Raw genomic sequence first — 23,467 nt, 5'->3', positions numbered from 1 at the left:
AGAAGCATCCGCTGTGAGGGACCTTCGCCGTGACAAGCCACACGCAGTCGGCTCGTGAACAGGACGAATGTCCGAGTCATGGGATCCAAGGATCAAGTTAGTTAGCGAACATCGTATCCGAACCCACCCCTGTGCCGCCAGTCTCATCAAGGCAACAGAGCCGTGCCGCGGGTGGTGATGCGGGCAGCAATGCGCTCGGCAACACGGCCTGCAATGCGAACAAGGCCGCCGTCTTGCAATGGATTGGGGGGATGCGTTTAATGGCGCGGTTCCCGGCGATACGCCACCGCCCTGCCCCCTGACCCGAGAGTTCTGATGCTATTTCCCATCCTTGCAGTCGTCATCGGCCTGATTGGTCTTGTCTGGAGTGCTGATCGCTTCGTCGAAGGAGCCGCGGCCACTGCGTGGCGCGCCGGGATGAGCAAACTGCTGATCGGGATGACGATTGTCTCCGTCGGCACCTCTGCCCCCGAGATCGTCGTCTCCATCATGGCCTCTCTTGATGGCACTCCGGATATCGCGACCGGCAATGCGCTGGGCTCAAACATCGCCAATATCGGCCTGGTGCTCGGCGTCACGGCGTTGATCGCCCCGATTCCAGTGCATTTCGGGCTGGTGCGCCGCGAGCTGCCGCTGCTGCTGGCGGCTACGGCGCTGGGCGGTTATGCGCTGTCCAACAGCGGGCTCGAGCGTCTCGATGGCATCCTGCTGCTGGCCCTGCTGGTCTTCACGCTGGTGTGGCTGTTCAAGGTCGATGCCCCGAGTGAGGCGGAAAGCCAGGATGACGTGCCCGAGATGAGTACCGGGCGCGCCATCTTCTGGCTACTGGTCGGGCTGGCCGTGCTGATCGCCAGCTCGCGGGCGCTGGTGTGGGGAGCGACCGACATCGCCCAGGCACTCGGCGTGCCGGAATTGATCATCGGCCTGACCGTGATCGCCATCGGCACCAGCCTGCCGGAACTGGCCGCCAGCGTGGCCAGCGCCCTCAAGCGCCATCACGACATCGCCATCGGCAACGTCATCGGCTCCAACCTGTTCAACATCCTCGCCGTGCTGCCCGTGCCGGGCCTGCTGGCGCCGGGACCGGTGGATGGCAGCGCCATCAGCCGTGACTATCCGGTGATGCTGGGACTGACGCTGCTGCTGGCCGCGTTGCTCATCTGGCAGCGCCGTGGGCGCATCGGCCGTGCCCCAGGTGTTATCCTGCTCGCCTGCTATCTGGCCTACACGGCCTGGCTTGCCATCAGCCTGACTCGCTGACGGCAGCGTCTTCATCATCGTTTGCCACGCCGCCGCGCGGGATGACACGCCCTTTCCGCGCGGCCTGAGCCCTGGCCAACCACAGGCAACAATTCGATCATGACCGAGCCTTCCAGCACTCCACACGCCACCACACCTGGCGCCTCAGCATCCAGCCAGTCCGCCGCCGCTGATGAGACTCCGGCCAGCCAGGCGGATTTTCGCGCCAGCGCCCGTCGCACCTTCGCCATTGAAGAGGCGGCCATCGCCGCGCTTGAAAGCCATCTCGATGACGACTTCGACCGCGCCTGTCAGCTGATGCTCGCCACCAAGGGCCGCGTCATCGTGACCGGCATGGGCAAATCCGGCCATGTCGCCAGCAAGATCGCCGCCACCCTGGCCAGCACCGGCACCCCGGCCTTCTTCGTCCACCCCGGGGAAGCCAGCCATGGCGACCTGGGCATGATCACGCCGGCCGATGTAGTACTTGCGCTGTCCAACTCCGGAGAGACCGCCGAAGTCACAGCGCTGCTACCGCTCTTGAAGCGCATGGGCACCCCGCTGGTCTCGATGACCGGCAAACCCGGCTCGACCCTGGCGCGTGACGCCGAGGCGCATCTGGACACCAGCGTTGCCCAGGAAGCCTGCCCGCTGAATCTGGCACCCACCGCCTCGACCACCGCTGCGCTGGTGATGGGCGACGCCCTGGCGGTGGCACTGCTTGAGGCGCGCGGCTTCACTGCCGAGGAATTCGCGCTTTCCCATCCGGGCGGCAGCCTGGGTCGCCGCCTGCTGCTGCGAGTCCAGGACGTGATGCATCATGGCGACGCCCTGCCGCGCGTGGCACTCGGCAGCCCGCTGCGCGATGCGCTGCTCGAGATCACGCGTCAGGGCATGGGCTTCACCTGTGTAATCGATGATGACGACCATCTGGTCGGCGTCTATACCGATGGTGACCTGCGCCGCACCCTCGACCAGCACGGCGATCTGCGCGCGCTGAAGGTCGATGATGTCATGACCCGCGGCGGCAAGACCGTGCGCGCCAGCATGCTGGCCGCCGAAGCGGTGCGCATCATGGAAGAAAACCGCATCAGCGTTCTGGTAGTCTGTGACGAGGATGAGCACCCCATCGGGGCCATCCATATGCACGGCCTGCTGGCCAGCGGCGTGATCTGAACTCCCGCGGGCGTTCGCTGTCTCTGTTCGACGGCAGATCGTCCCGGCAAGACGCCACCGCTCAACGCCCATCAGCGCCGTTCACAGGACAGCGTCAAGCATGCACGGAGTGCGAGGAGAAAGACCATGAGCGACACGAATTCCCTGAGCGAAGAATATCCGCAGGACATCATCGACCGCGCACGCCGCGTGCGTCTGCTGGCGCTGGATGTCGATGGCGTGCTCACCGACAACCGCCTGCACTACGATGCCAACGGCGTCGAGACCAAGTCCTTCCACGTCCAGGACGGTCATGGCCTCAAGCTGGTGCTGCGCAGTGGCGTTCGCGTCGCGCTGATCACCGGCCGCAGCTCACCGATGGTCGAGCGTCGCGCCAAGGAACTGGGTATTCAGGATGTCATCCAGGGCCGTGAAGACAAGCTGGTCGCATTGACCGATCTGTGCCGCGAGCACGGGATCGAGCTGGAAGACGTCGCCTATTGTGGCGATGACCTGCCGGACCGCGAAGCTATTCGGCGTGTCGGCCTCGGCGTCAGCGTGCCCAACGCCATGGCCTACGTGATGAGCGAGGCCAACTGGGTCACCTCGCGCCAGGGCGGCGATGGCGCCGTGCGCGAGCTCTGTGATCTGCTGCTCAAGGCACAGGGCCACTGGGCCTCGGTGCTGGATACCTACCTGCAGGAGTCGCGTCCCTGATGTTACGTCTGCCCCGCCCTTCTCCGCGTCTCTGGCTGATGCTGCTGTTGCTGCTCGTCGGTGGCGTGCTGGCGCTGATCGAGCAGCGCAACAGCCTGGAATCGACCGTCAATGTCGAGGTCGACAGCAGTGAGCCGGATTACTATCTCGACGGGGCAGACATGACACGCTTCGATGCGCGCGGCGTGGCGATCCAGTCCATGAGCTCGCCGCATATCGAGCATACGCCAGGCGATGACGTGACCCGGGCGCAGACCCCGAAGATTCGCACCAACGACAGTGAAGACCGCCGCTGGTATGCCACGGGTGACAGTGGCGTGTTGAGCGCCGGCGGCGACACCTTCACTCTCGAGGGCAATGCCAGACTGCGCCAGCCCGATGACCGCTGGACCCTCGATACCGATGTCCTGCACTACAGCCGTGATCAGAATCGCGCCTGGAGTGACGTGCCGGTCGTGATCACCCAGAATGGCCAGCATGTCGAAAGCGACAGCTTCAGCGCCGACCTCTCCCGGGATTCCGCCGTGCTGCAGGGCCGCGTCCGCAGCGTCCTGCAACCCGGTGCGGGCCAGAGCGAGGCCAGCAAGGAAGCCGAGCGCATAGACTCGGGCACCGAGAGCACCACTACCGATGAGGGGCGCGTCAACAGCACCTTCGAGGCAGCGCCTGCCAGCGGTGAATGAACCCGCCGGGCTGGCCGTCGCGCCATGACCCGCGCCGCAACACCTTCTTCCCTGCCGCTCGATGGCATCATTGCTCGGGCGGCGACCCCGTCATGCCAAGGAGCCACCATGACTTCCACGACTCGCAAGCCCTTGACGGCCTGTCGCCAGACCCTCAACAGCGGTGTCATGGCGCTCTGCCTGGCACTGGGCATGTCTACCTTCGCCCCGGCCGCCATGGCGCTGGACAGCGATGCCAGCCAGCCGATCAACATCGCCGCGGATGCCCTGTCTCTCGATGACAAGGCCGGTACCGCCACCTATACCGGCCAGGTGGAGATGCGCCAGGGCAGCATGAAGCTCGATGCCAGCCGCGTCGATATCAGCCGCGCCGGCAGCGGCGAGATCTCGCTGGTCAAGGCCACCGGCAAGCGTGCCTACCTGGAACAGCAACCCGCACCCGACGAGAAGCTGGTCAAGGGCTGGGCCGACACCATCCGCTACCATGCGCTGGAGCGCCGCGTGGAGCTGGTCGGCAATGCGCGCCTCGAGAAAGGCGATGACACCTTCGAAGGCGGCTACGTGGAGTACTTCCTCGACAAGCGCCAGGTGAACGCCAACAACAGCAAGACGGCACAGCAGACCGAAGGCGGTCGCGTACACATGACTCTGACGCCGCGCGGCGCCAATGCCAGCAAGGAAAACTGAGTCATGACTGCTGCTACTCCGCGTACGTTGAGCGCTCGCCATCTGGCCAAGGCCTACAAGGGCCGCAAGGTGGTCAAGGACATCTCGCTTGAGATCCGTCAGGGTGACATCGTCGGCCTGCTGGGCCCCAACGGCGCCGGCAAGACGACCTCGTTCTACATGATCGTCGGGCTGGTGCGCGCCGATGCCGGCAACGTCTCCATCGACGACAAGGACCTCTCCGCTGCCGCCATGCATCAGCGTGCACGCGCCGGCATCGGCTATCTGCCTCAGGAGGCGTCGATCTTCCGCAAGCTGTCGGTAGCCGACAACATCATGGCGATTCTGGAGACCCGCAAGGACCTGGATCGCAATGGCCGCAAGGCACGCCTTGAAGAGTTGCTCGAGGAATTCAGCATCACGCATATCCGCGCCAGCGCCGGCATGAGCCTGTCCGGTGGCGAGCGTCGACGGGTCGAGATCGCCCGCGCTCTGGCCACCGAGCCGGACTTCGTGCTGCTCGATGAGCCCTTCGCCGGCGTCGATCCCATCTCGGTGGGCGAGATCAAGAGCATCGTGCGCCAACTGCGCGATCGTGGCATCGGCGTGCTGATCACCGACCACAACGTGCGCGAGACACTCGATATTTGTGACACCGCCTATATCGTCGGCGATGGCCAGATCATCGCCCACGGTGACGCGGACTCCATCCTGGCCAACCAGCAGGTGCGCGACGTCTACCTGGGCCACGAGTTCACGCTCTAGGGTCAGCGGCTGCGCTGAGCCCACCGGAGGCGAAAGCTTCAAAAGCCGCTGCGTGATTTTATCGCGTAGCGGCTTTTTCATGTCTGACATCAGACGCATGCATGACGTCCATACCACCTTGGTGGAAACATGGCATGCAAGTTGCTTGAATATTCACAGCAACCACTTGTCAGTGCCCCGAGTCACGGTATAGCGTAGTAAGCACGTTCCTTTGCCGTGAATTGACTGACTCCATGAAACCCACCCTGCAACTCCGCCTCGGCACCTCGCTGACCATGACGCCGCAGCTTCAGCAAGCGATCCAGCTGCTGCAGCTGTCGACGCTCGATCTGCGTCAGGAGATTCAGCAAGCCCTCGAGTCCAACCCGATGTTGGAGCTCGACGAGGACTACGAGTCGCTGGATGTCATCGAGACACAGGATACGAGCGAGATCTCCACTGCCGACTCCTCAAGCGAGATTCCCGAGGAATACCCCCTCGACAGTGACTGGTCGGACCTCTACCAGGACCACGCCGGTAGCCTGACCAGCTCCGGCAGTGGCAGCGGGAGCGAAGAAGGGCCGGACTTCGATCGCAATACCAGTGTCGAGAGCCTGCAGGACCACCTGCGCTGGCAGCTGGCGATGACCGACCTCGATGGCCGTGAACGCCAGATGGCGGAGAGCCTGATCGATGCCGTCGACGGTGCCGGTTACCTGAGCCTGTCACTCGATGAGCTGGTCGATGGTCTGCGCGGCCAGGGCCTGCCCGGTCTCAAGGCCTCCGAGCTCGAGCAGGTACTGCTGCGTCTGCAGCAGTTCGACCCGACCGGCGTCTTCGCCCGCGACCTGCGCGAGTGCCTGCTGCTGCAACTGGCGCTGCTGCCGGATGATCTGCCGCTGCTGGCGCAGGCGCGTCGCCTGGTACGTCAATTCCTCGAGGCACTGGGCAACGATGACCGCAAGCTGCTCAAGCGCCGACTGAGCCTTGACGATGACGAGCTGGACCACGTCATCCGCCTGGTGCGCGCGCTCGATCCGCGTCCGGCATCCGCCTGGGGCGAGCCCGCCAGCGATTACGTGATCCCTGATCTGCTGGTGCGTTATACCCGCCACGGCTGGCAGGTCGAGCTCAACCCGGAAGCGCTGCCCAAGCTGCGCATCCAGCCGGAATACGCCGCACTGATAAAGCGTGCCGACAAGTCCGCCGACAACACCTTCCTCAAGGACAACCTGCAGGAAGCGCGCTGGCTGATGAAGAGCCTGTCATCACGCAATGACACCCTGCTCAAGGTCGGCCGCGAGATCATGGCGCGCCAGATCGACTTCCTCGAGCAAGGCGAGGAAGGCATGAAGCCACTGATTCTGGCCAACATCGCCGAAGTGGTCGAGATGCACGAATCGACCATCTCGCGGGTCACGACCCAGAAATACATCCACACCCCGCGCGGCGTCTTCGAGCTCAAGTTCTTCTTCTCGAGCCAGGTCGGTGGCAGCGGCAGTGGCGACGCCCACTCAAGCACCGCCATTCGTGCCCGCATCCGCAAGCTGATTGCGGAAGAACCGGCTCGCAAGCCTCTCTCCGACTCACGCCTGGTCGATCTGCTCGCCAGCGATGGCATCGAGGTCGCACGCCGTACCGTGGCCAAGTATCGCGAAGCGATGGGCATCCCATCCTCCAGCGAGCGCAAGCGTCTGGCCTGAGGCATCACCTGCAGCTGCCATGCCCTGCTTTCACCTCCACAATGGCAGCCGCCGCCAACCTCAGACGCTGGTTTTCTCTCTCACCAGCCTCTGACATTACTGACACCGGCGCGCCTGTTGCGCGCCCTGTCATGCCGTCAACCACTCGTCAATGACCCATCATGGCCCATGACGGCGCGCAGGATGTTGGCAAAAATCCATCATTCCGGCAGCATCATTTACCGTCAATCGCATGTTTTTAAAGTCACTTTTGGCCGTATTGCACCGGGATGACACTCGGTGATCCTTCCGGCACGCTGCTTGCTCCACGCAACCCAGGCGCCTGAAAGGCGGCGTACATGCAGGGATTGGCGACGAAAACCCGCCTTCTTGCGCGCCTTTCATGCACCACCCTTCAAGCGTGACCTTGAAGTCCATTCCGCTACCCTTCATTGAGTTGAAGACAAGCACTGAGCCACGATGCAGCGCAGCGTTGATCTTTGCGCAAAGCTTGGGCATTGTCGGTACAGACGCTCACGACATCTGACGCCGCTGGCAAGGGCGCGAAAACATCGCCAGACGGCGGCCGTCAAGCCTGTTGCAGAGCGTCCGATCAGGGTTTGCTCGTAGTCAAAAAGGGTTACAATTGAATGGCAACCCGCTGGATAAAGGAGCGTGTCCATGCAAGTGAATATTACCGGGCATCATGTGGAACTTACCGATCCTCTCCGCGATTACGTCAACGAGAAGCTCGCCCGCCTCGAACGGCATTACGACAACATCACCAATGTTCAGGTGACACTGTCGATCGAGAAGGAGCGCCAGCAGGCTGCCTGCACCTTGCACGCAGCAGGCGCTGACCTCCACGCCCTGGCAGAAGACCCCAACATGTACGCTGCCATCGACGCGCTCGCCGACAAGCTGGATCGCCAGCTGGTCAAACACAAGGAAAAGTCCCAGGCTCGTGCTCAGGGCACCGGGACCCGTTGACCTTCAGCCATGACACTTGATCAGATCCTCCCCCCCGAGCGCACCCTTTACGGTGTCCCCGGGGGGAGCAAGAAGCGGGTGCTTGAATTCTTCAGCACCTTCATCGCACAGAACATTCCCAGCCTGGATAGCCAGGAAGTCTTCTCGCGCCTGATCGGGCGCGAGAGACTGGGATCGACCGGCATCGGCCACGGTGTGGCCGTGCCCCATGCACGTAGCCCGCATTGCAAGACGCCAATCGCTGCGTTTCTGAAGCTCGGTGAACCCATCGACTTCGATGCCATCGACGGAGAACCCATCGATCTGCTGTTCGTGCTGCTGGTGCCTGAGGAAGCGGATGAAACCCATCTGACGCTGCTCGGGCAGGTCGCGGAATTGCTCAATTCCCCGACCAATCGCTCGGCCCTGCGCCAGGCAGACAGCCAGCGTGCACTCTTTGAGGCATTGACCCAAGCCATCGCCGAATTACCGGCGCGCTGAATCACAGGCCCGGACATCGTCCGGGCTTTCGTCTTGCTGGCCTCCCATCGGCCGACGTACAGCGCACTGATAGCGGGCAGCCTTCTGCCCCACCCCTGCATTCTTTCGACGTTGACCTCGCCCTTGGAGAGCACTTCATGAAGATCGTGATCATCAGCGGCCGCTCCGGCTCCGGGAAATCCATCGCTCTCCAGGCGCTGGAAGACATTGGCTACTATGCCATCGACAATCTGCCCGGCATGCTGCTGGCGCCACTGGTCGACCAGCTCGAACAGGACAGTCCGGCACGCCGACGTATCGCGGTCTCCATCGATGCCCGCAACCTGCCGGAAGCCTTGACCCGCTTCCCCGAATTGCTCGACAACGTCCGCCAGAGCGGCATGGACGTGCAGGTCGTCTACCTGACCACCGATTCGCGCGTGCTGCTGGAACGCTACTCGGCGACCCGTCGTCGTCACCCTCTGACGCGCGACAACGACCACACCCTGGCCGAGGCCATCGAGATCGAGCAGAAGACGCTCGCTCCCATTCGCCAGAAGGCCGATCTGGTCATCGACTCGACCAACCTGAGCGTGCACGATCTGCGCTCCCGGATCACCGAGCAGGTCGCCCAGCACAGCTCTCGCCACCTGACGCTGACCTTTGAATCCTTCGGCTTCAAGCATGGCGTGCCGACCGACGCCGACATGGTGTTCGATGTCCGCTGCCTGCCCAACCCGTACTGGGACATCAACCTGCGCGGCGATACCGGTCGCGATGACAGCGTGGCCGAATTCCTGCGGCGCTACCCCACCGTCCAGGCGATGCATGACGATATCGCCGGCTGGCTGGAACGCTGGCTGCCCGCCTATCAGGACAGCAATCGCAGCTACCTGACGGTGTCCGTGGGCTGCACCGGCGGCCAACATCGCAGCGTCTACCTGTGCGAGCAGCTGGCGAGCTACTTCGCCGAGCGCCTGCCGGAGGTGCGTCTACGCCATCGTGAACTGGGTATTCATACCGCACTGAGTCATGTCGATACCACAGGCGAAAGCGACTCAGACACCAGCACCGAGGAGAGTCGCGATGGCCTCTCGTGAGCTGACGCTGACCAACCGTCGCGGGCTGCACGCCCGCGCAGCCACCAAGCTGGTCAATTGCTGTGCGCCCTATTGCGCGACGGTGATGGTCAGCCATGGCGAGCGACGCGCCAATGCAGCCAATGTCATGGCGTTGCTGATGCTTGCCGCACCCTGCGGCACCAAGCTGTTGATCGATGTCGAGGGCGAACAGGCCGATGAGGCGATGCTGGCCATCGAGGCGCTGTTCGAGGCGCGTTTCGAGGAAGACGAATAACCGCCACTGACAGCGCTGTACATTTGCGCTATGCGCTCAGCCTTCCTTCCTCAGCCAGCTCGCTTCTTGGTCAACTATCTTTTCGGCCCGCTCGCTTATCGGCCAGCTCCCCCCCTCTGGCAGCCCCCCCTGGCGACACCATCAACGGCTCGCGTGGGATGCCTGGCACCTGATCTTGCACCTATCCTTTCACCTACCCTCCCCCCTTTCCCTGCACCTATCCTTGCGCTTGACAGCCATGCAACGCTGCTTTTGCGCCAGTGGCCGGAACGCGGATTGTCCTTTCGATAAGAAACGCTGTTCTCTTTTGTCGACGCGCCCCCCTGAGCCAATGGTAGAATCAGCACTGTCCTTCATGTCGACAGGGGAAGCCGACAGATGAGCAAGACGTCTCGAAAACTCAAGCCAAGACTTGATCGCCTGTCACAGGCGCTGGAAAGCGGCGAGCTGGAACAGGCAAGACGCATGCTCAATCGCGGCCTCGCGCCGGTGGACGTGGCCCACCTGCTCGAATCCTCGCCCCCCAAGGAGCGTAATCTGCTCTGGGAGCTGGTCGATGCCGAGCTACAGGGCGATGTCCTTCAATACCTTGGCGAAGACATCCAGACCGACTTCCTCAAGGACATGGACGCCGTCGACGTTCTCGCCGCTACCGAGAACCTGGAACCGGATGATGTCGCCGACATCCTGCAGCGCCTGCCGAATACGGTGATTCTCGAAGTCCTCGACTCCATGGAGGCGCAGGAGCGTCTGCGCGTCGAAACGGTACTGTCCTTCCCGGAGGATACCGCCGGCGGCCTGATGAACACGGACACCATCACCATTCGTCCGGACATCACCCTGGACGTGGTGCTGCGCTACATTCGCCGCCACGAGCGCCTGCCCGACTCCACCGATACCCTGCTGGTCGTCTCACGACGCGATGAATTCATCGGTGCGCTGCCCATCAACCGCCTGCTGGTCTCGGACCCCGGCGTCACGGTGCGCGAAGTGATGGACACCGACAGCGTGGTGATCCCGGCCCTGATGCCGGAGAACGAAGTCGCTTCGCTATTCGAGAAGCACGATCTGATCTCGGCGCCCGTGGTCGGCGGCGATGGCAACCTGCTGGGTCGCATCACCATCGATGACGTGGTCGATGTCATCCGTGGCGACGCCGAGCACCAGGTGATGTCGATGGCGGGGATGGATGAGGACGAAGACACCTTCTCTCCCGTGATACGGACCTCGTGGCGCCGCGCCGTCTGGCTCGGTATCAACCTGCTGACCGCCTTCATGGCCTCCGCCGTGATCGGCATGTTCGAAGGCACCATCCAGAAGATCACCGCGCTGGCCGTGCTGATGCCCATTGTCGCCAGCATGGGGGGCATCGCGGGCTCTCAGGCACTCACCGTCCTGATCCGTGGTATCGCGCTGGGGCACGTCAAGAGTGGCAATGTCAGCTGGCTACTCAAGCGCGAAGTCATCGTCGCGGGACTCAACGGCCTGTTATGGGCCGTGGTGGTGGCAGGCATCGCCATCGTATGGTTCGGGGATGTCCAGCTGGGGGCAATCATCGGCGCCGCGATCATGATCAACCTGTTGATCGCCGCCGTGACGGGCACACTGTTGCCGGTACTGCTCAAGAAGCTCAATATCGACCCTGCCCTTTCCGGCAGCGTGATATTGACCACCGTGACCGACGTGATCGGCTTCATGGCCTTCCTGGGGCTGGCGACCTGGCTCTATCTGTAATCCCCGACGGGTGCGGGTATTAGTGATTACCCCAGAAACAACACGGCCGCTCCCGAGGGAGCGGCCGTGTTGTTTGTCGCCTGTCGCACGAGACAGAAGCGTCAGCGATCAGCCTTCCAGCTCATCATCTTCTCCTTCGGACATGCCCGCGACGGTCATGCCATCGATCAGCCAGCTACCACTGTGGATGCTGCCACGCGTATCGACATCATCACCGACCGCCAGCAGATTGGCCGCCATGTCGCGTAGATTGCCGGCAATGGTGAATTCCTCGACCGCATGCTGGATCTCGCCGTTCTCGACCCAGAAACCGGAGGCGCCACGCGAGTAGTCACCAGTGACACCGTTGACGCCCTGGCCCATCAGCTCGGTCACCAGCACGCCGGTCCCCATCTGCTTGAGCATCTCATCGAGCGAGGTCAGCGGCGCGGTGATGCGCACGTTGCGCGCGCCGCCAGCGTTGCCGGTGGTCTGCATGTTCAAGCGACGGGCACTGTAGGCGCTCAGCATGTAACTCTGCACCTTGCCGTTGGCAAAGTAGACATTGTCACGCGTCGCGACGCCATCGTTGTCGAAGGCGGCGCTGGACATGCCACCGACTTCCCGCGGCTTCTCGCCCAGCGTGAACCAGTCGGGGAACAGCGGCTGGCCCAGGCTATCGCACAGGAAGCTGGACTCACGGTACAGCGAGCCGCCGGCGATGGCAGACAGGTAGTGACCGATCAGACCGGCCGACATTTGCGGGTCGAACATCACCGGCATGCGACCCGTCGCCACCTTGCGCGCATTCAGACGCGCCAGCGTGCGGCGAGCAGCTTCACGCCCCACCGACTCGGGGGAACGCAGGTCTGCCGGATTGCGCACGCTGGTGTAGTCATAGTCACGCTGCATGCCCTGTGCATCCTTGGCGATCAGCATGCATGACATCGAGTGACGACTGCCGCACTGGCTGGCCAGGAACCCATGGCTGTTGCCATAGACCTGCACGCCTTCGCCACTGGAGAAGCTGGCGCCTTCGGACTGCGCGATGCCTTCCACTTCCAGCCCGGCACGCTCACAGGCCAGTGCCAGGTCGGTCGCTTCATCGACGCTGATCGCCCAGGGATGATGCGCCTTGAGGTCAGGGAAGTCGGTGGCCATCAGTTCGGCCGGCGCCAGCCCGGCAAAGCTGTCTTCGCCGGTATAGTGCGCGATGGAGACCGCCTTCTCGACCGCGGCGCGGATCGAGTCGCTGCCGGCATCGGACGAGGTCGCACTGCCCTTGCGGTTGCCGAGATAGACCGTCACGCCGATGCCCTGATCGCGTGACAGCTCGACGGTTTCCACCTCACCGTCGCGCACCGAGATGCTGACGCCCTGATCGACGCTGGCGCCGACCTCACAGGCATCGGCGCCCAGGCTGCGGGCCAGCTCGAGCGCTTCGCTGACGCGACGCTCGAGCAGTTGTTGCTGAGCAACGGCATCAAAGGCCTGGCTCATGTTGTTCTCCTTCTGAGGAGACGGGGCGCTGGCAATGCTATACTGCCGCAAATTTCCCCGACTCGTTGGAATTGGCATGCGTAAAGAAAGATCTGAGGAGCTCGTCGAGCGTCCCAGCAAATCCCAGATGAAGCGTGAAATGATCGAACTTCAGGCACTGGGCAAGAAGATCATCGACATGCCGGCCGGGCAGCGCGCCAAGTTTCCGCTCTCCGATGACATGCTGGCCGCCATCGATGAATGCGGTCGCATTCGCAGTCACGAGGGCCTGCGTCGTCACATGCAGTACGTCGGCAAGCTGATGCGCAAGGAAGACCTCGAGGCCATCAATGCCGTCTTCCAGAACATGGAACAGCAGAGCATCCGTCGTGATGCCTCCTTCCAGCGCCTGGAGCGCTGGCGTGACCGCCTGATCGAGGATGACGAAGCCTTCGTGATCTTCGTCGAGGACCACCCCGAGGTGGACCGCCAGGCACTGCGTCAGCTGATCCGCAACTCACGTGCCGAACGTGATGCCGGCAAGCAGCCCAACAGCGCCAAGAAGCTCTTCAAGCTGCTGCGTGCCGAACTCGATCTCTGATTCTGGCATTTCCCGCTTCATCGACGCCGCTGCGGCCCTGCCACGGCGGCGTCGTCATGTCTGCTCCCTGTCGTTCAGCCTCATCGGCTCACGACTGGGTGCCTCCCACCGTCAATTCGTCGAGCTTCAGGGTCGGCTGGCCGACGCCGACCGGCACGGACTGGCCGTCCTTGCCACACACGCCGACCCCGGTATCCAGCTCGAGATCGTTGCCGATCATCGAGACGCGCCCCATGGATTCCGGGCCATTGCCGATCAGGGTCGCACCCTTGACCGGCGTGGTCACCTTGCCATCCTCGATCAGGTAGGCCTCACTGGCCGAGAACACGAAGCGCCCGGAGGTGATATCCACCTGACCGCCGCCGAAGCTGACCGCGTAGAGCCCGCGCTTGACGCTCTTGATGATCTCCTGCGGGTCACGTTCGCCGCCCAGCATGTAGGTATTGGTCATGCGCGGCATCGGCAGATGGGCGAAGGACTCGCGACGCGCGTTGCCCGTCGGTGCCATGCCCATCAGGCGAGCATTCAGCTTGTCCTGCATGTAGCCGGTGAGAATGCCGTCCTCGATCAGCGGCGTGTACTGGCCCGGGGTGCCTTCATCATCGACGGACAGCGAGCCTCGGCGATCGGCCAGGGTCGCATCGTCGACCACGGTGACGCCACGCGCCGCGACCTGCTCGCCCATGCGACCGGAGAAGGCAGAGCTGCCCTTGCGGTTGAAATCACCTTCCAGACCATGACCGACGGCCTCGTGCAGCAGCACGCCCGGCCAGCCATTGCCCAGCACCACCGGCATCTGACCGGCCGGCGCATCGACGGCCTCGAGATTGACCAGCGCCTGACGCACGGCTTCGCGCGCGTAACGCTCGGCGACATTGTCGTCGCGCAGGCGAGTCAGCGGGAAGCGACCGCCACCACCGGCGCTGCCACGCTCGCGACGCCCATTGCGCACCGCGATCACGCTGATGTTGAAACGCACCAGCGGGCGCAGGTCGGCCGCCAAGGTGCCATCACTGGCACGCACCATCACCACCTCGTAAAGCGCCGACAGCGAGGCCGATACCTGACTGATGGAAGGGTCGAGGCTGCGCGCGATGCGATCCGCCTCCTTGAGCATCGCGACCTTGTCCTCAGCGCTCAGGCCATTCAGCGGGTCGATGCCTGCATAGAAGGACGGCGCCTGGGTGATGATCGAGCTTGCGACCGTACCGCTGCTGCCGCTGCGCGAGATACCCGCCGCAGTACGACCGGTATCGGCAAGCGCGGCGGCATCGATCTGATTGGAGTACGCGAAGCCGGTCTTCTCCCCCGCCAGTGAGCGTACGCCCACGCCGCCATCGATGTTATAGCTGGCGTCCTTGACGACGCCGTCTTCCAGCACCCAGCTCTCCTGCCAGATACGCTGGAAGTAGAGGTCGGCATAGTCGGTGCCCGGGCCCATGGCATGTGCCAGGCCAGCATCCAGATCATCCAGGCTGAGCCCGCCCGGGGTCAGCAACAGGGCCGCGGCATCGTCGAGCACGCGACCGGAACTCGCATTTTGCGTCATTCGGCACTTTCCAGAGTAATGTTCGGGTCGCCCCAGGGGCCTGATACCCGATAGTGAATTTGCGTCACCTTGTCGATGAAGCGGCCGAAGATCTTGTCGGCCACGAACAGCGCCCCGCCCACGGCGGGCGCGCCTGCCAGCACGGCGGCCAGCGGAAGGTTCTGGCTGACCGGCACCGTGATGGCCATGCGTTGATCAAGGGTACCGCGAAGCAGATCGACCTGACCGTTGAGTGTCACGGTGGTGGACGGCGCCTCGATACGCAAGGGGCCATCGCTTTCCAGCCGCCCATCGAAGAGCGTCGCTGCGCCGCGCACCTTGTCGAAGGCCGTCCCCTTGTCGGTGACATCAGAAAAGTCCAGCGACAGCCGGCGCAGCAGGTTATCCACATTGACCAGCCCCAGCAGGCGGGCGGAGGTCGAGCCCAGATTCAGGAAGCGTCCGTCATCCAGCTTGATCTCGACGCGACCATTGGAGCGTGACAGGGCAAAGTCCTGCGGCGCACCGGGCCAGGCCAGCTTGACCTCGGCCCGGGCGCGGTCCGCCTCGATGCCGCGCGGTTGGGAGAGGCGCTCGAGCAGCCCGCCCAGGTCACTGCCATCGGCGGACAGGCGAGCGCGCGTCAGACTGTTGGCGCCGGCATCCTCCCAGGTGATATTGCCCACTGCGGTGATTCTGCCCAGCGTGATGGAGAGCGGCAACACCACCAGCTGCTGGCTGTCGGCGGTCCAGTCGGCACTGATCGGCCCCAGCTGCTGATCGCGCCAGATGAGGTGTGCCAGACGCAGACTGCCCGCGGGCAGGTCGGCAAGCTCGGCGGGATACGGCGTCGGCTCGATGCCGACATCGATAGCCTCGGTAAAGTTGCCTGGCACACTGGCAGTCTGCGTCTCCTGCTCGGCATCCGCGGGCCACAGGGCGTCGAGATTCAGAGTGTCCAGGTCCAGAATCAGCGGTCGCGCGGCACCTGACTGCCACACCAGCTCACCACTGGCGAGCTGACCATCCAGCGTCGCGGCCAGCCCCAGTCCTTGCTGCTGCGAGCTCTGGCGTGGCGCGGCCTCCAGCGTCATCGGCCCCGCACACCGGGACTGGATCATCAGGCAATCGGTGGCAACGCGCAGGCGTGACAAGGCACGCAGGGGGTCGCTCTGCTCCGTGTCGTTGCCCTCTCTACTCGCGCTGTTCTCACCACTCGCGCCGCCCTCATCACTCGCGCTGCCCTCACCGGAGAGCGCTCCCGCCCACGGCTTCCAGAGCTCGGGGGCAAGGGTCGGTGTGCGCCAGGCGATGTCCCAGCCGGTCTGGGTAGGCCACTGCGGGTCGCTCGGCCAACGCTCCAGCCACAACTGCCCCGTCATCGGCACCGTGCTGCCATCATCACGCGTATTGCCGCCTTTCCAGCGTGCCCGGGCGCGATTGTCGAGACGCACATCACCGCCACCCTCCGCGAGACCGATATCCACCGCCAGTGGGGCCGCCTCCTCTCGCGTCTTGCCAAAGGGTGCCGGCAGATTGATGGCGACTCCCTTGAGGTCACTCGAGAGCGCCAGAGTGGCGCCGTCATCGGGCAGCATCAGGCGCGCCTGATAGTTGAACTCGCCGCCCAGCGCACGCGGCGTCTCGCCGTCCTGCAAGGCGGCCCGAGTGTTCTCGGCGGCATCGCCGATCAGGTGCTCGGGCGTGCCCAGCCAGCCCAGCACCGGTGCCAATGGCGCCTTGCCATCGAAGGTGATCGCGCCCTTGCTGCTTGAATCTTCCTGCCCGATGTTGAGCGCCGCCTTGACCGCACCGCCGAACAGCTTGCCGGAGAGGTTGCCGGTCAACTGCTCACGACGCCCCTCGGGGCGGGAAGGGTCATGCACGAACTCGAGCGGCCCGCGAATGTCATCAACCTCGATGCCCGGCCCCGGAAAGACCAGCGTCGCCGCCTGGCGCTCGCCCACCTTGCCCGCCGCCGTGATGCGCGTCTGCTCGGCGTCCTCCAGGGGCACGCGGATATCCATGGACGCAGCCACCGAGCCCTTGCCCTGCCACTCGGCGATCAACGCAGCGGTATCCTCGAGCGGCGCATGCGAGATCAGATCGAACAGCGCCTCGACGCTGCCGGTCACATCCCCCTGGATACTCAAGGTATTGTCCTGCATGCCGACATCGGCCTGACGCACCGACAGAGGTGCTGCACCGCCCAGCGCCGTGGCCGGCTGAGAGCGCGCCGCCGCGACCGTGGCACTCAACGCATTGTCATGCAGCGCGAGGTTGCCCTTCACGCCCTCCAGCGCAGGCCAGCCCTCGGCGTAACCGAGTCGCCCGTCTTCGATGGCCAGCTCAAGGTCCAGCGAATCGCCGGGTCCATAGCCATCCTCGCCATTGTCATCATCCCACACCTGGGTGAGATGCAGGCTGCCCTCGGGGACCTGCCCCGCGACATCGCGCGTCAACCACTCACTCAGCGCCGGGTCCAGCACCTTCATCGGCAACCAGGAGGCCAGCGGTATACTGCGGGCGTTCACATCGCGCATCTCGAGATCCAGCTGGAAGCGATCATGGTCCTGAGCGGGAATCTGCAGGCCGAAGCCGCCCGTCACATCGGCGCCGTCGCGCTGGATATGCAGGTCATGCCCCGTGACGCTGCTGCCACTGTCATCGACCTTGACCTCGACCACTCCGTCGGCGGCCTCGAGCTGCCAGCCGTCGCCGAAGACTTCGGGAAAGTGGAAGCGCATCCCCGGGTCACCACGAAACGCGATCCGGCTCGCGATGCCGCCCTCCTCAAGACTGTGCGCGGTGACCCAGGCCGCCAGGGGGCCGAGTCCCGGGGCGCCCTGCCAGGGTTCCACCTCGGCGCCGGTGAGCCCCAGCGCCAGCGTCATGGTCAGCGGGGCATCGAGCCCGATCCCGGCCAGCGACAGGGAGAGGCCGTTGGCCGTGCCTCGCGGATCGAGAGACTCGAGCACATCCCCAAGTTCGCCGAGCGCCAGCACATTGCGCCAGCGCGCCACCTTTTCCAGATCGAAACTGCTGGTGACCAGCGACACGCTGCCATCGGCGAGATCCCCCGACAGCGATATACGCTCGGGCAGGCTGGCAAGCGCCGTGGAGGCTTCTGGCGATGACGCCGTTTGCGGCGTCTGGCCGTCACTGCCTGCCACCGGGGCGCCGGCCGCCGGAGTGCCGGCCACCGGAGCGCCGGCCGCCGGGGCGTCATCGAGTTGCGTGGCGCCGACCGAGATCTGATTGAGCCAAGCCTGCCAGCGATCACTGCCCGCCAGGTCGCGCAGCCACTGGCCACGCGCATGAATGTCCTTGAGCGCCAGCTGGGCGCCATGGTGATCCAGCGTCAGGCGATTGAGATCGAGACGCAGGCGAGCATCTTCCAGTCGTGCGTCACGCCAGCGCGCCCACAGCGTCGCGTTGCCATCGGCGTCGCGCAGCATCAGGCTGTCGCGCTCGCTCATCAGGCGACCGACACTCGCCAGCGCACCGGCGTCCAGCTCCACCTGCAGCTGGGCCGAGTAGTCGGCGAGGCCGTCATCTCCCGGCAGCACTTCCAGTACGGCGCTGACTCCGGCCTGAGGCGATTCCCCGACCCGCAACTGGCCTTCCAGATGCGCGCGATCGCCTTCTCCCGACAGCAACAGTTCGGCGGCATTCAGGTTGAGGGTATCGTTGCGACCATGCAGCACCAGACGCACATCCTCGAGCCGCACTCGTTGACGCGCCAGCAGCGCCAGCCCCTGCTCCGTCTGCGCAAGGCTCACCTGCCCTTCGGGTTCGAGCGCTTCGGGAGGACGCGGCGGCCCCGGCCAGCCCCAGCTGCCATCTTCACGCTGGTACAGGTGCACGATGACGCCGGTGGCAGTGGCGCGATCAAAGACAGGCGCCAGATGGCGCAGGGAGGAGAGCACATCGAGACGGGTTTCCAGATGGGACACGCTCAACAGCGGCGCCGCCTGCATCTCGTCGGGACGAAAGAGGTTCAGACCGGACAGCTCGATGGCCGGATCAAGGTGATCCATTCGGCCCTCAAGCGATGACATCCCCACATTGGAGTGGGTCTGGGTGGCGATGAAGTCACTGATGGACTCACTGCGCGAATCCAGCGTGGTCAACCACCAGCGCAGGCCCCCGATCAGGATGGCCAGCAACGCCAGCAGTACCGCGAGCGCCATCAGCAGCCCGCGCGCCCAGCGCCGCCCACGCGAGGGTGGCGCTGGCACCGCAGCTGGCGAAGACGGGGTGTCGTCGACGCCCTCCTGCACCGCCTCTTGCGAGGTGGAACGTGCCGCCTCTGGTGAGGTAGAACGGGTCACTGATGGTTCTCCGAACAGGACAGACTCACGATGTGGATAACGCGACTCCCGGCTTCATCGCAGGCTCGGTGGCTGACAGATCACATGAGCACAATATCGTACTGCTCCTGGGTGTAATGCGCCTCGACCTGGAAACGGATGGTCTTGCCGATGAAGCTCTCGAGGTCCGCCACGGCCGCGGATTCCTCGTCCAGCAGGCGATCGACCACGTTCTGTGAGGCCAGCACCATGTAGGTATCCGGGCTGTAGGCGCGCTCTTCGCGCATGATCTCGCGGAAGATCTCGTAGCAGACCGTCTCCGGCGTCTTGAGGGTGCCGCGCCCCTGACAGGTCGGGCAGGCCTCGCACAGCACCTGCTCCAGACTCTCGCGCGTGCGCTTGCGCGTCAGCTGCACCAGGCCCAGCTCGGTCACACCGGTCATCTTGTTCTTGGCGTGGTCACGCTCCAGCGACTTCTCGAGCACCCGCAGCACCTGGCGCTGATGCTCGGCCTCTTCCATGTCGATGAAGTCAATGATGATGATGCCGCCGAGATTGCGCAGCCGCAGCTGGCGCGCGATGGCGGTCGCCGCCTCGAGATTGGTCTTGAAGATGGTCTCTTCGAGGTTGCGGTGGCCGACGAAACCACCGGTGTTGACGTCGATGGTGGTCATCGCCTCGGTCTGGTCGATCACCAGATAGCCACCACTCTTGAGCTGCACCTTGCGACCCATCGCCTTGTGCAGCTCATCCTCGACACTGAACAGATCGAAGATCGGTCGCTCGCCAGGGTAATACTCGATGCGCCCTTCCATGTCCGGCATGAATTCGCTGGAGAATTCCTTGAGACGCAGATAGTTCTCGCGGGAATCGATGCGCACGCGCTCGATCTCGTCGCGCATCACATCGCGCAGCGTGCGCATGAACAGTGGCAGATCATCGTAGATGACGCTGGGCACGGCAGCGGTGAGGCGACGTTCACTGACCTTGCGCCACAGGCGCAGCAGGAAATGCATGTCCTGTTTGAGTTCCGCCTCGCTGATGCCCTCGGCGGCGGTGCGCAGGATGAAGCCGCCGGGCGCCTCCGGATCAAGCTCCGTCAGGCACTGCTCGGTCATCTCCTTGAGGCGGTCACGCTCGACATCGCTCTCGATGCGCTGCGACACGCCGGTATGCGGCGAGTCCGGCATGTAGACCAGATAGCGTGACGGCACCGACAGATGCGTGGTCAGCCGGGCGCCCTTGGTGCCGATGGGGTCCTTGGTGACCTGCACCACCAGTGGCTGGCCTTCGCTGAGCAGCTCGCGGATCGAAAGCTGCTCATCATGCGGCGTATGCGCCGGCATGACTTCCTGGGCATGGATGAAGGCCGCCCGTTCGAGACCGATATCGATGAAGGCCGCCTGCATGCCGGGCAATACTCTCACCACCTTGCCACGGTAGATGTTGCCGACGATGCCGCGTCGCCCGCTGCGTTCGATGAAGGCTTCCTGCAGGACACCGTTCTCGACTACCGCCACGCGGGTCTCCATCGGTGTCAGATTGATCAATACCTCGCCGCTCATAGCGCAAGTCCTTGTAAAGTCGTTGCTTGCGATTATGACATAGCTAGGGAGCCCCCGGCTGTGATCTATCGACTAAGGATTTCCTGCAACGGGTATTTTGTGCCACGCATGCAAGCCATGGTTCTTCGTGATAACGCTGGTGCGCTGACTCGACGCCCGACGGATGCAGCGTGGAACATCGCCCGTCAGAGCGGTTGCCACGGCTGAACGCCCGCCTTGCTCAAGAGCTGTGCAGTCTCATGCAGCGGCAGCCCGACCACGGCGCTGTAACTGCCCTCAAGATGACTGACGAAGACGGCGCCGAGCCCCTGGATGGCGTAACCACCTGCCTTGTCAGCGGGCTCACCGGTCGCCCAGTAGCGCGCGGCCTCCTCTGGGGTGATGGTGCGGAAGGTCACGCGGCTCTCGACCAGCTCGCTCGCGCAGCGGATGTCGCGCCCGGCGTCGCCATGACACAGCGCCACACCACTGAGCACCTGATGACTGCGCCCCGAGAGGCTGAGCAGCATCTCGCGCGCGTCCAACTCGTCGCGCGGCTTGCCGAGAGTGCGTCCATCCAGTGCCAGCGCGGTATCCGCGCCGAGTACTCGCCACCCCGCCGTCTGGCCTGCCGTCCGCTGCGCCAGGGCCGCGAAACCGGCCTGCGACTTCTCTCGCGCCAGACGCAGCACGTAATGCTCCGGCGACTCATTGGCCTGCGGCGTCTCATCGATATCCACCGGCGCCACCTCACATTGGATGCCGATACTGGCCAGCAGGTCACGACGACGCGGCGACCCCGAGGCCAGAATCAATCCCGGATGAGCAGCGTCCTGTTGATCAGAACCCTGTTGAGCAATGCCCTGTTGAGCAATGCCCTGAAACATCACGTTGCGCTGCCCCGCGGCGTCAGAGTTTGCAAAGAGTGAGGAAGTGGGGCTGTCGGTATCAGGTGTGGATGGCCTGGAAGCGGATGAACTTGAACGGGATGACATGGAAGACCTCGCGGAGAAACATGACTGACAGGCGTTGATGGCTGACAAGTACCAGAAAGCCGCCCGTAGGCGGCTTTTGGAAGCTCACAAGAAACGCTATCGACGTGCCAGTGGCACTCAGGCCGCGACCCGCCGACGCAGCATCTGCAGCAGGGTATAGAGCCACGGCCACAGCGCGCCGCCGATGACCGCCGAGAGCAGGAACGACAGGCTGACGGGGCCGGCACCGAACAGGCTGCGCAGCCATTGATCCAGCAACTGCGCGATGCCCAGCACCACGATCACCAGCAACGCCTGCTGCAACAGCGAGTAGGCGCGAATACGCTGATAGAGCAGCACACCCATGAAGGCCGTCAGCGACAGTACCAGGGCGTTGTGCCCCAGCGGTGCGCCCTGCAGGACATCCAGCGCCAGCCCGAACAGGAAGCCGTGGAAGACTCCGACACTCTGCGGCGAGACGATGCACCAGTAGACCAGCATCAGACCCAGCCACTGGGGCCGCCAGATCAGCCATACATCCGGCAATGGCATGACCTGCAGACACAGCGCCAGCAGCAGCGAGAACCAGCACAGCAAGGTGGTCTGGGGACGAAAGGCCATCAGTTGTTCTCCCCGGCAGCATCGGTGGGTGCCTGTGCGTCTGCCGCATCCTCGGCGGAGCCTTGTGCGGCGTCGTCACCCTCGGGTCTGGGCGCCGCCAGGTTGTCGCGCGGCAACTCATCGAGGCTGTCATCGACATACAGGTTGTCGGTGTCCACCGGCGGCGGCATCTGGATCAGGAAGTTGCGCGAACGCTCCAGCTGCGCGATGGGCTCGGCACTCACGCGGGCGAACGGCTTGCCGGGATCATGGTAGACCTCGGTGACACGTGCCACCGGCAAGCCGCGCGGAAAGCGCAGCGCCAGTCCGGAAGTCACCAGCAGATCCCCGACACGAATGTCGGCGGTATCCGGCACATGCAGCACATCGACCTGGTCGATCTTGCCACTGCCCTGGGCGATGAAGCGCAGGCCATTGCGATTGATCTCCACCGGCACCGCATGGCTGGCATCACTGATCATCAGCACGCGACTGTTGTAGGCCGAGGTGGAGATGACCTGCCCGACGAGACCATAGGCATCGAGTACCGGCAGGCCGATGCGCACGCCGTCCTGCTCACCGCGGTCCACCACCATGCGGTGGGAGAACGGGTCAGCATCGAGGGTCAACAACTGGGAGGTGATATAGGGGATATCGCTGCGCTGTCCGGCATTGAGCAATTCGCGCAGACGCGTATTCTCGGAAGTCAGGCTCGCCATGCGTTGCACACGGCTGGACAGGTTGAGCAGCTGTTCGCGCAGCGCGCGATTCTCGTCGGCCAACTCCTGCTGATCGGCAAACACCAGGGCGCCCCAGCTGATGCCTTCCGTCGGCAAGCTGACGACCCACTGCACGGGCGACACCAGCGTCGCCATGCTGGCGCGCACATCGACCATCCAGCTGAAGCGATCTTCGGCAAACATCAGCGTGAGTGACAGCACCGCGCACAACAGCATGCGATAGCCGGGCACGGGGCCACGCGTGAACAGGGGTTTGATAGCACTTCCTCCGACAGGCCGGGACC

Annotated in this window: 20 protein-coding genes; 13 read left to right on the top strand and 7 right to left on the bottom strand. The window is 64.1% G+C overall.

Annotated elements, in window-relative coordinates; translation table 11 throughout:
- Positions 1-315 precede the first annotated feature (315 nt).
- The 12 genes from NH396_RS06175 to mgtE all read left to right on the top strand — a co-directional run bounded on the left by NH396_RS06175 (position 316) and on the right by mgtE (position 11,425).
- Positions 316-1,260: a calcium/sodium antiporter gene (locus tag NH396_RS06175; protein WP_176676287.1), complete on the top strand. Its 945-nt coding sequence runs from the start codon at positions 316-318 to the stop codon at positions 1,258-1,260.
- 99 nt (positions 1,261-1,359) lie between these two features.
- On the top strand, positions 1,360-2,415 hold the full coding sequence (locus tag NH396_RS06170; protein WP_176676286.1) for a KpsF/GutQ family sugar-phosphate isomerase: 1,056 nt from the start codon (positions 1,360-1,362) through the stop codon (positions 2,413-2,415).
- A 126-nt stretch (positions 2,416-2,541) separates the two neighbouring features.
- A complete protein-coding gene (locus NH396_RS06165; protein WP_176676285.1) occupies positions 2,542-3,111 on the top strand; it encodes an HAD hydrolase family protein in 570 nt (189 codons plus the stop codon).
- Positions 3,111-3,794 (top strand): LPS export ABC transporter periplasmic protein LptC, encoded by a 684-nt coding sequence (gene lptC, locus NH396_RS06160; protein WP_176676284.1) that lies wholly within the window; start codon positions 3,111-3,113, stop codon positions 3,792-3,794. The genes NH396_RS06165 and lptC overlap by 1 nt, the downstream gene beginning before the upstream one ends.
- A 108-nt stretch (positions 3,795-3,902) precedes the next feature.
- Complete coding sequence (lptA, locus tag NH396_RS06155) at positions 3,903-4,481, top strand: lipopolysaccharide transport periplasmic protein LptA (RefSeq protein WP_225347607.1); 579 nt, start codon at positions 3,903-3,905, stop codon at positions 4,479-4,481.
- A 3-nt stretch (positions 4,482-4,484) separates the two neighbouring features.
- The gene (lptB, locus tag NH396_RS06150; protein WP_043332551.1) at positions 4,485-5,225 is read left to right on the top strand and encodes an LPS export ABC transporter ATP-binding protein; all 741 of its coding nucleotides are present in this window, start codon (positions 4,485-4,487) and stop codon (positions 5,223-5,225) included.
- A 233-nt stretch (positions 5,226-5,458) separates the two neighbouring features.
- On the top strand, positions 5,459-6,907 hold the full coding sequence (locus tag NH396_RS06145) for an RNA polymerase factor sigma-54 (RefSeq protein ID WP_253062252.1): 1,449 nt from the start codon (positions 5,459-5,461) through the stop codon (positions 6,905-6,907).
- A gap of 660 nt (positions 6,908-7,567) precedes the next feature.
- Complete coding sequence (gene raiA, locus NH396_RS06140; protein ID WP_175088343.1) at positions 7,568-7,876, top strand: ribosome-associated translation inhibitor RaiA; 309 nt, start codon at positions 7,568-7,570, stop codon at positions 7,874-7,876.
- A gap of 9 nt (positions 7,877-7,885) precedes the next feature.
- On the top strand, positions 7,886-8,356 hold the full coding sequence (locus NH396_RS06135; protein WP_043332557.1) for a PTS sugar transporter subunit IIA: 471 nt from the start codon (positions 7,886-7,888) through the stop codon (positions 8,354-8,356).
- Positions 8,357-8,493: 137 nt separating this feature from the next.
- Positions 8,494-9,435, top strand: coding sequence for an RNase adapter RapZ (gene rapZ / locus NH396_RS06130; RefSeq protein ID WP_176676282.1), 942 nt, complete (start codon positions 8,494-8,496; stop codon positions 9,433-9,435).
- Entirely contained in the window at positions 9,422-9,691 is a 270-nt protein-coding gene (locus NH396_RS06125; RefSeq protein ID WP_176676281.1) for an HPr family phosphocarrier protein, read from the top strand. Before rapZ ends, NH396_RS06125 begins: the two co-directional genes overlap by 14 nt.
- 378 nt (positions 9,692-10,069) lie before the next feature.
- Positions 10,070-11,425, top strand: coding sequence for a magnesium transporter (gene mgtE, locus NH396_RS06120; protein WP_176676280.1), 1,356 nt, complete (start codon positions 10,070-10,072; stop codon positions 11,423-11,425).
- Between the two features lie 108 nt (positions 11,426-11,533).
- Here the strand turns inward: mgtE and pmbA are convergent, their stop codons facing one another.
- Positions 11,534-12,904 carry a metalloprotease PmbA gene (pmbA, locus tag NH396_RS06115; protein WP_176676279.1) on the bottom strand — a complete coding sequence of 457 codons (1,371 nt, stop codon included), beginning with the start codon at positions 12,902-12,904 and terminating at the stop codon, positions 11,534-11,536.
- A gap of 76 nt (positions 12,905-12,980) precedes the next feature.
- Here pmbA and yjgA point away from each other — a divergent pair, with 76 nt between their 5' ends.
- Entirely contained in the window at positions 12,981-13,484 is a 504-nt protein-coding gene (gene yjgA, locus NH396_RS06110; RefSeq protein WP_176676278.1) for a ribosome biogenesis factor YjgA, read from the top strand.
- 88 nt (positions 13,485-13,572) lie between these two features.
- Here the strand turns inward: yjgA and tldD are convergent, their stop codons facing one another.
- The 6 genes from tldD to mreC all read right to left on the bottom strand — a co-directional run bounded on the left by tldD (position 13,573) and on the right by mreC (position 23,441).
- Entirely contained in the window at positions 13,573-15,033 is a 1,461-nt protein-coding gene (gene tldD / locus NH396_RS06105) for a metalloprotease TldD (RefSeq protein WP_176676277.1), read from the bottom strand.
- Complete coding sequence (locus NH396_RS17150; protein WP_176676276.1) at positions 15,030-19,346, bottom strand: AsmA-like C-terminal region-containing protein; 4,317 nt, start codon at positions 19,344-19,346, stop codon at positions 15,030-15,032. The genes tldD and NH396_RS17150 overlap by 4 nt, the downstream gene beginning before the upstream one ends.
- Positions 19,347-19,426: 80 nt before the next feature.
- The gene (rng, locus tag NH396_RS06095; protein WP_176676275.1) at positions 19,427-20,890 is read right to left on the bottom strand and encodes a ribonuclease G; all 1,464 of its coding nucleotides are present in this window, start codon (positions 20,888-20,890) and stop codon (positions 19,427-19,429) included.
- Positions 20,891-21,075: 185 nt separating this feature from the next.
- Positions 21,076-21,756: a Maf family protein gene (locus NH396_RS06090; protein WP_176678267.1), complete on the bottom strand. Its 681-nt coding sequence runs from the start codon at positions 21,754-21,756 to the stop codon at positions 21,076-21,078.
- 225 nt (positions 21,757-21,981) lie between these two features.
- Positions 21,982-22,464 (bottom strand): rod shape-determining protein MreD, encoded by a 483-nt coding sequence (gene mreD / locus NH396_RS06085; protein ID WP_043332574.1) that lies wholly within the window; start codon positions 22,462-22,464, stop codon positions 21,982-21,984.
- On the bottom strand, positions 22,464-23,441 hold the full coding sequence (gene mreC / locus NH396_RS06080) for a rod shape-determining protein MreC (RefSeq protein WP_366071643.1): 978 nt from the start codon (positions 23,439-23,441) through the stop codon (positions 22,464-22,466). The genes mreD and mreC overlap by 1 nt, the downstream gene beginning before the upstream one ends.
- Positions 23,442-23,467 lie beyond the last annotated feature (26 nt).

Source organism: Cobetia sp. Dlab-2-AX (assembly GCF_024124625.1).
In the GTDB taxonomy this organism is placed as follows: Bacteria; Pseudomonadota; Gammaproteobacteria; order Pseudomonadales; family Halomonadaceae; genus Cobetia.
The sequence above is the reverse complement of the archived record's forward strand: the minus strand, read 5'-3'. Positions and strand labels throughout refer to the sequence as shown.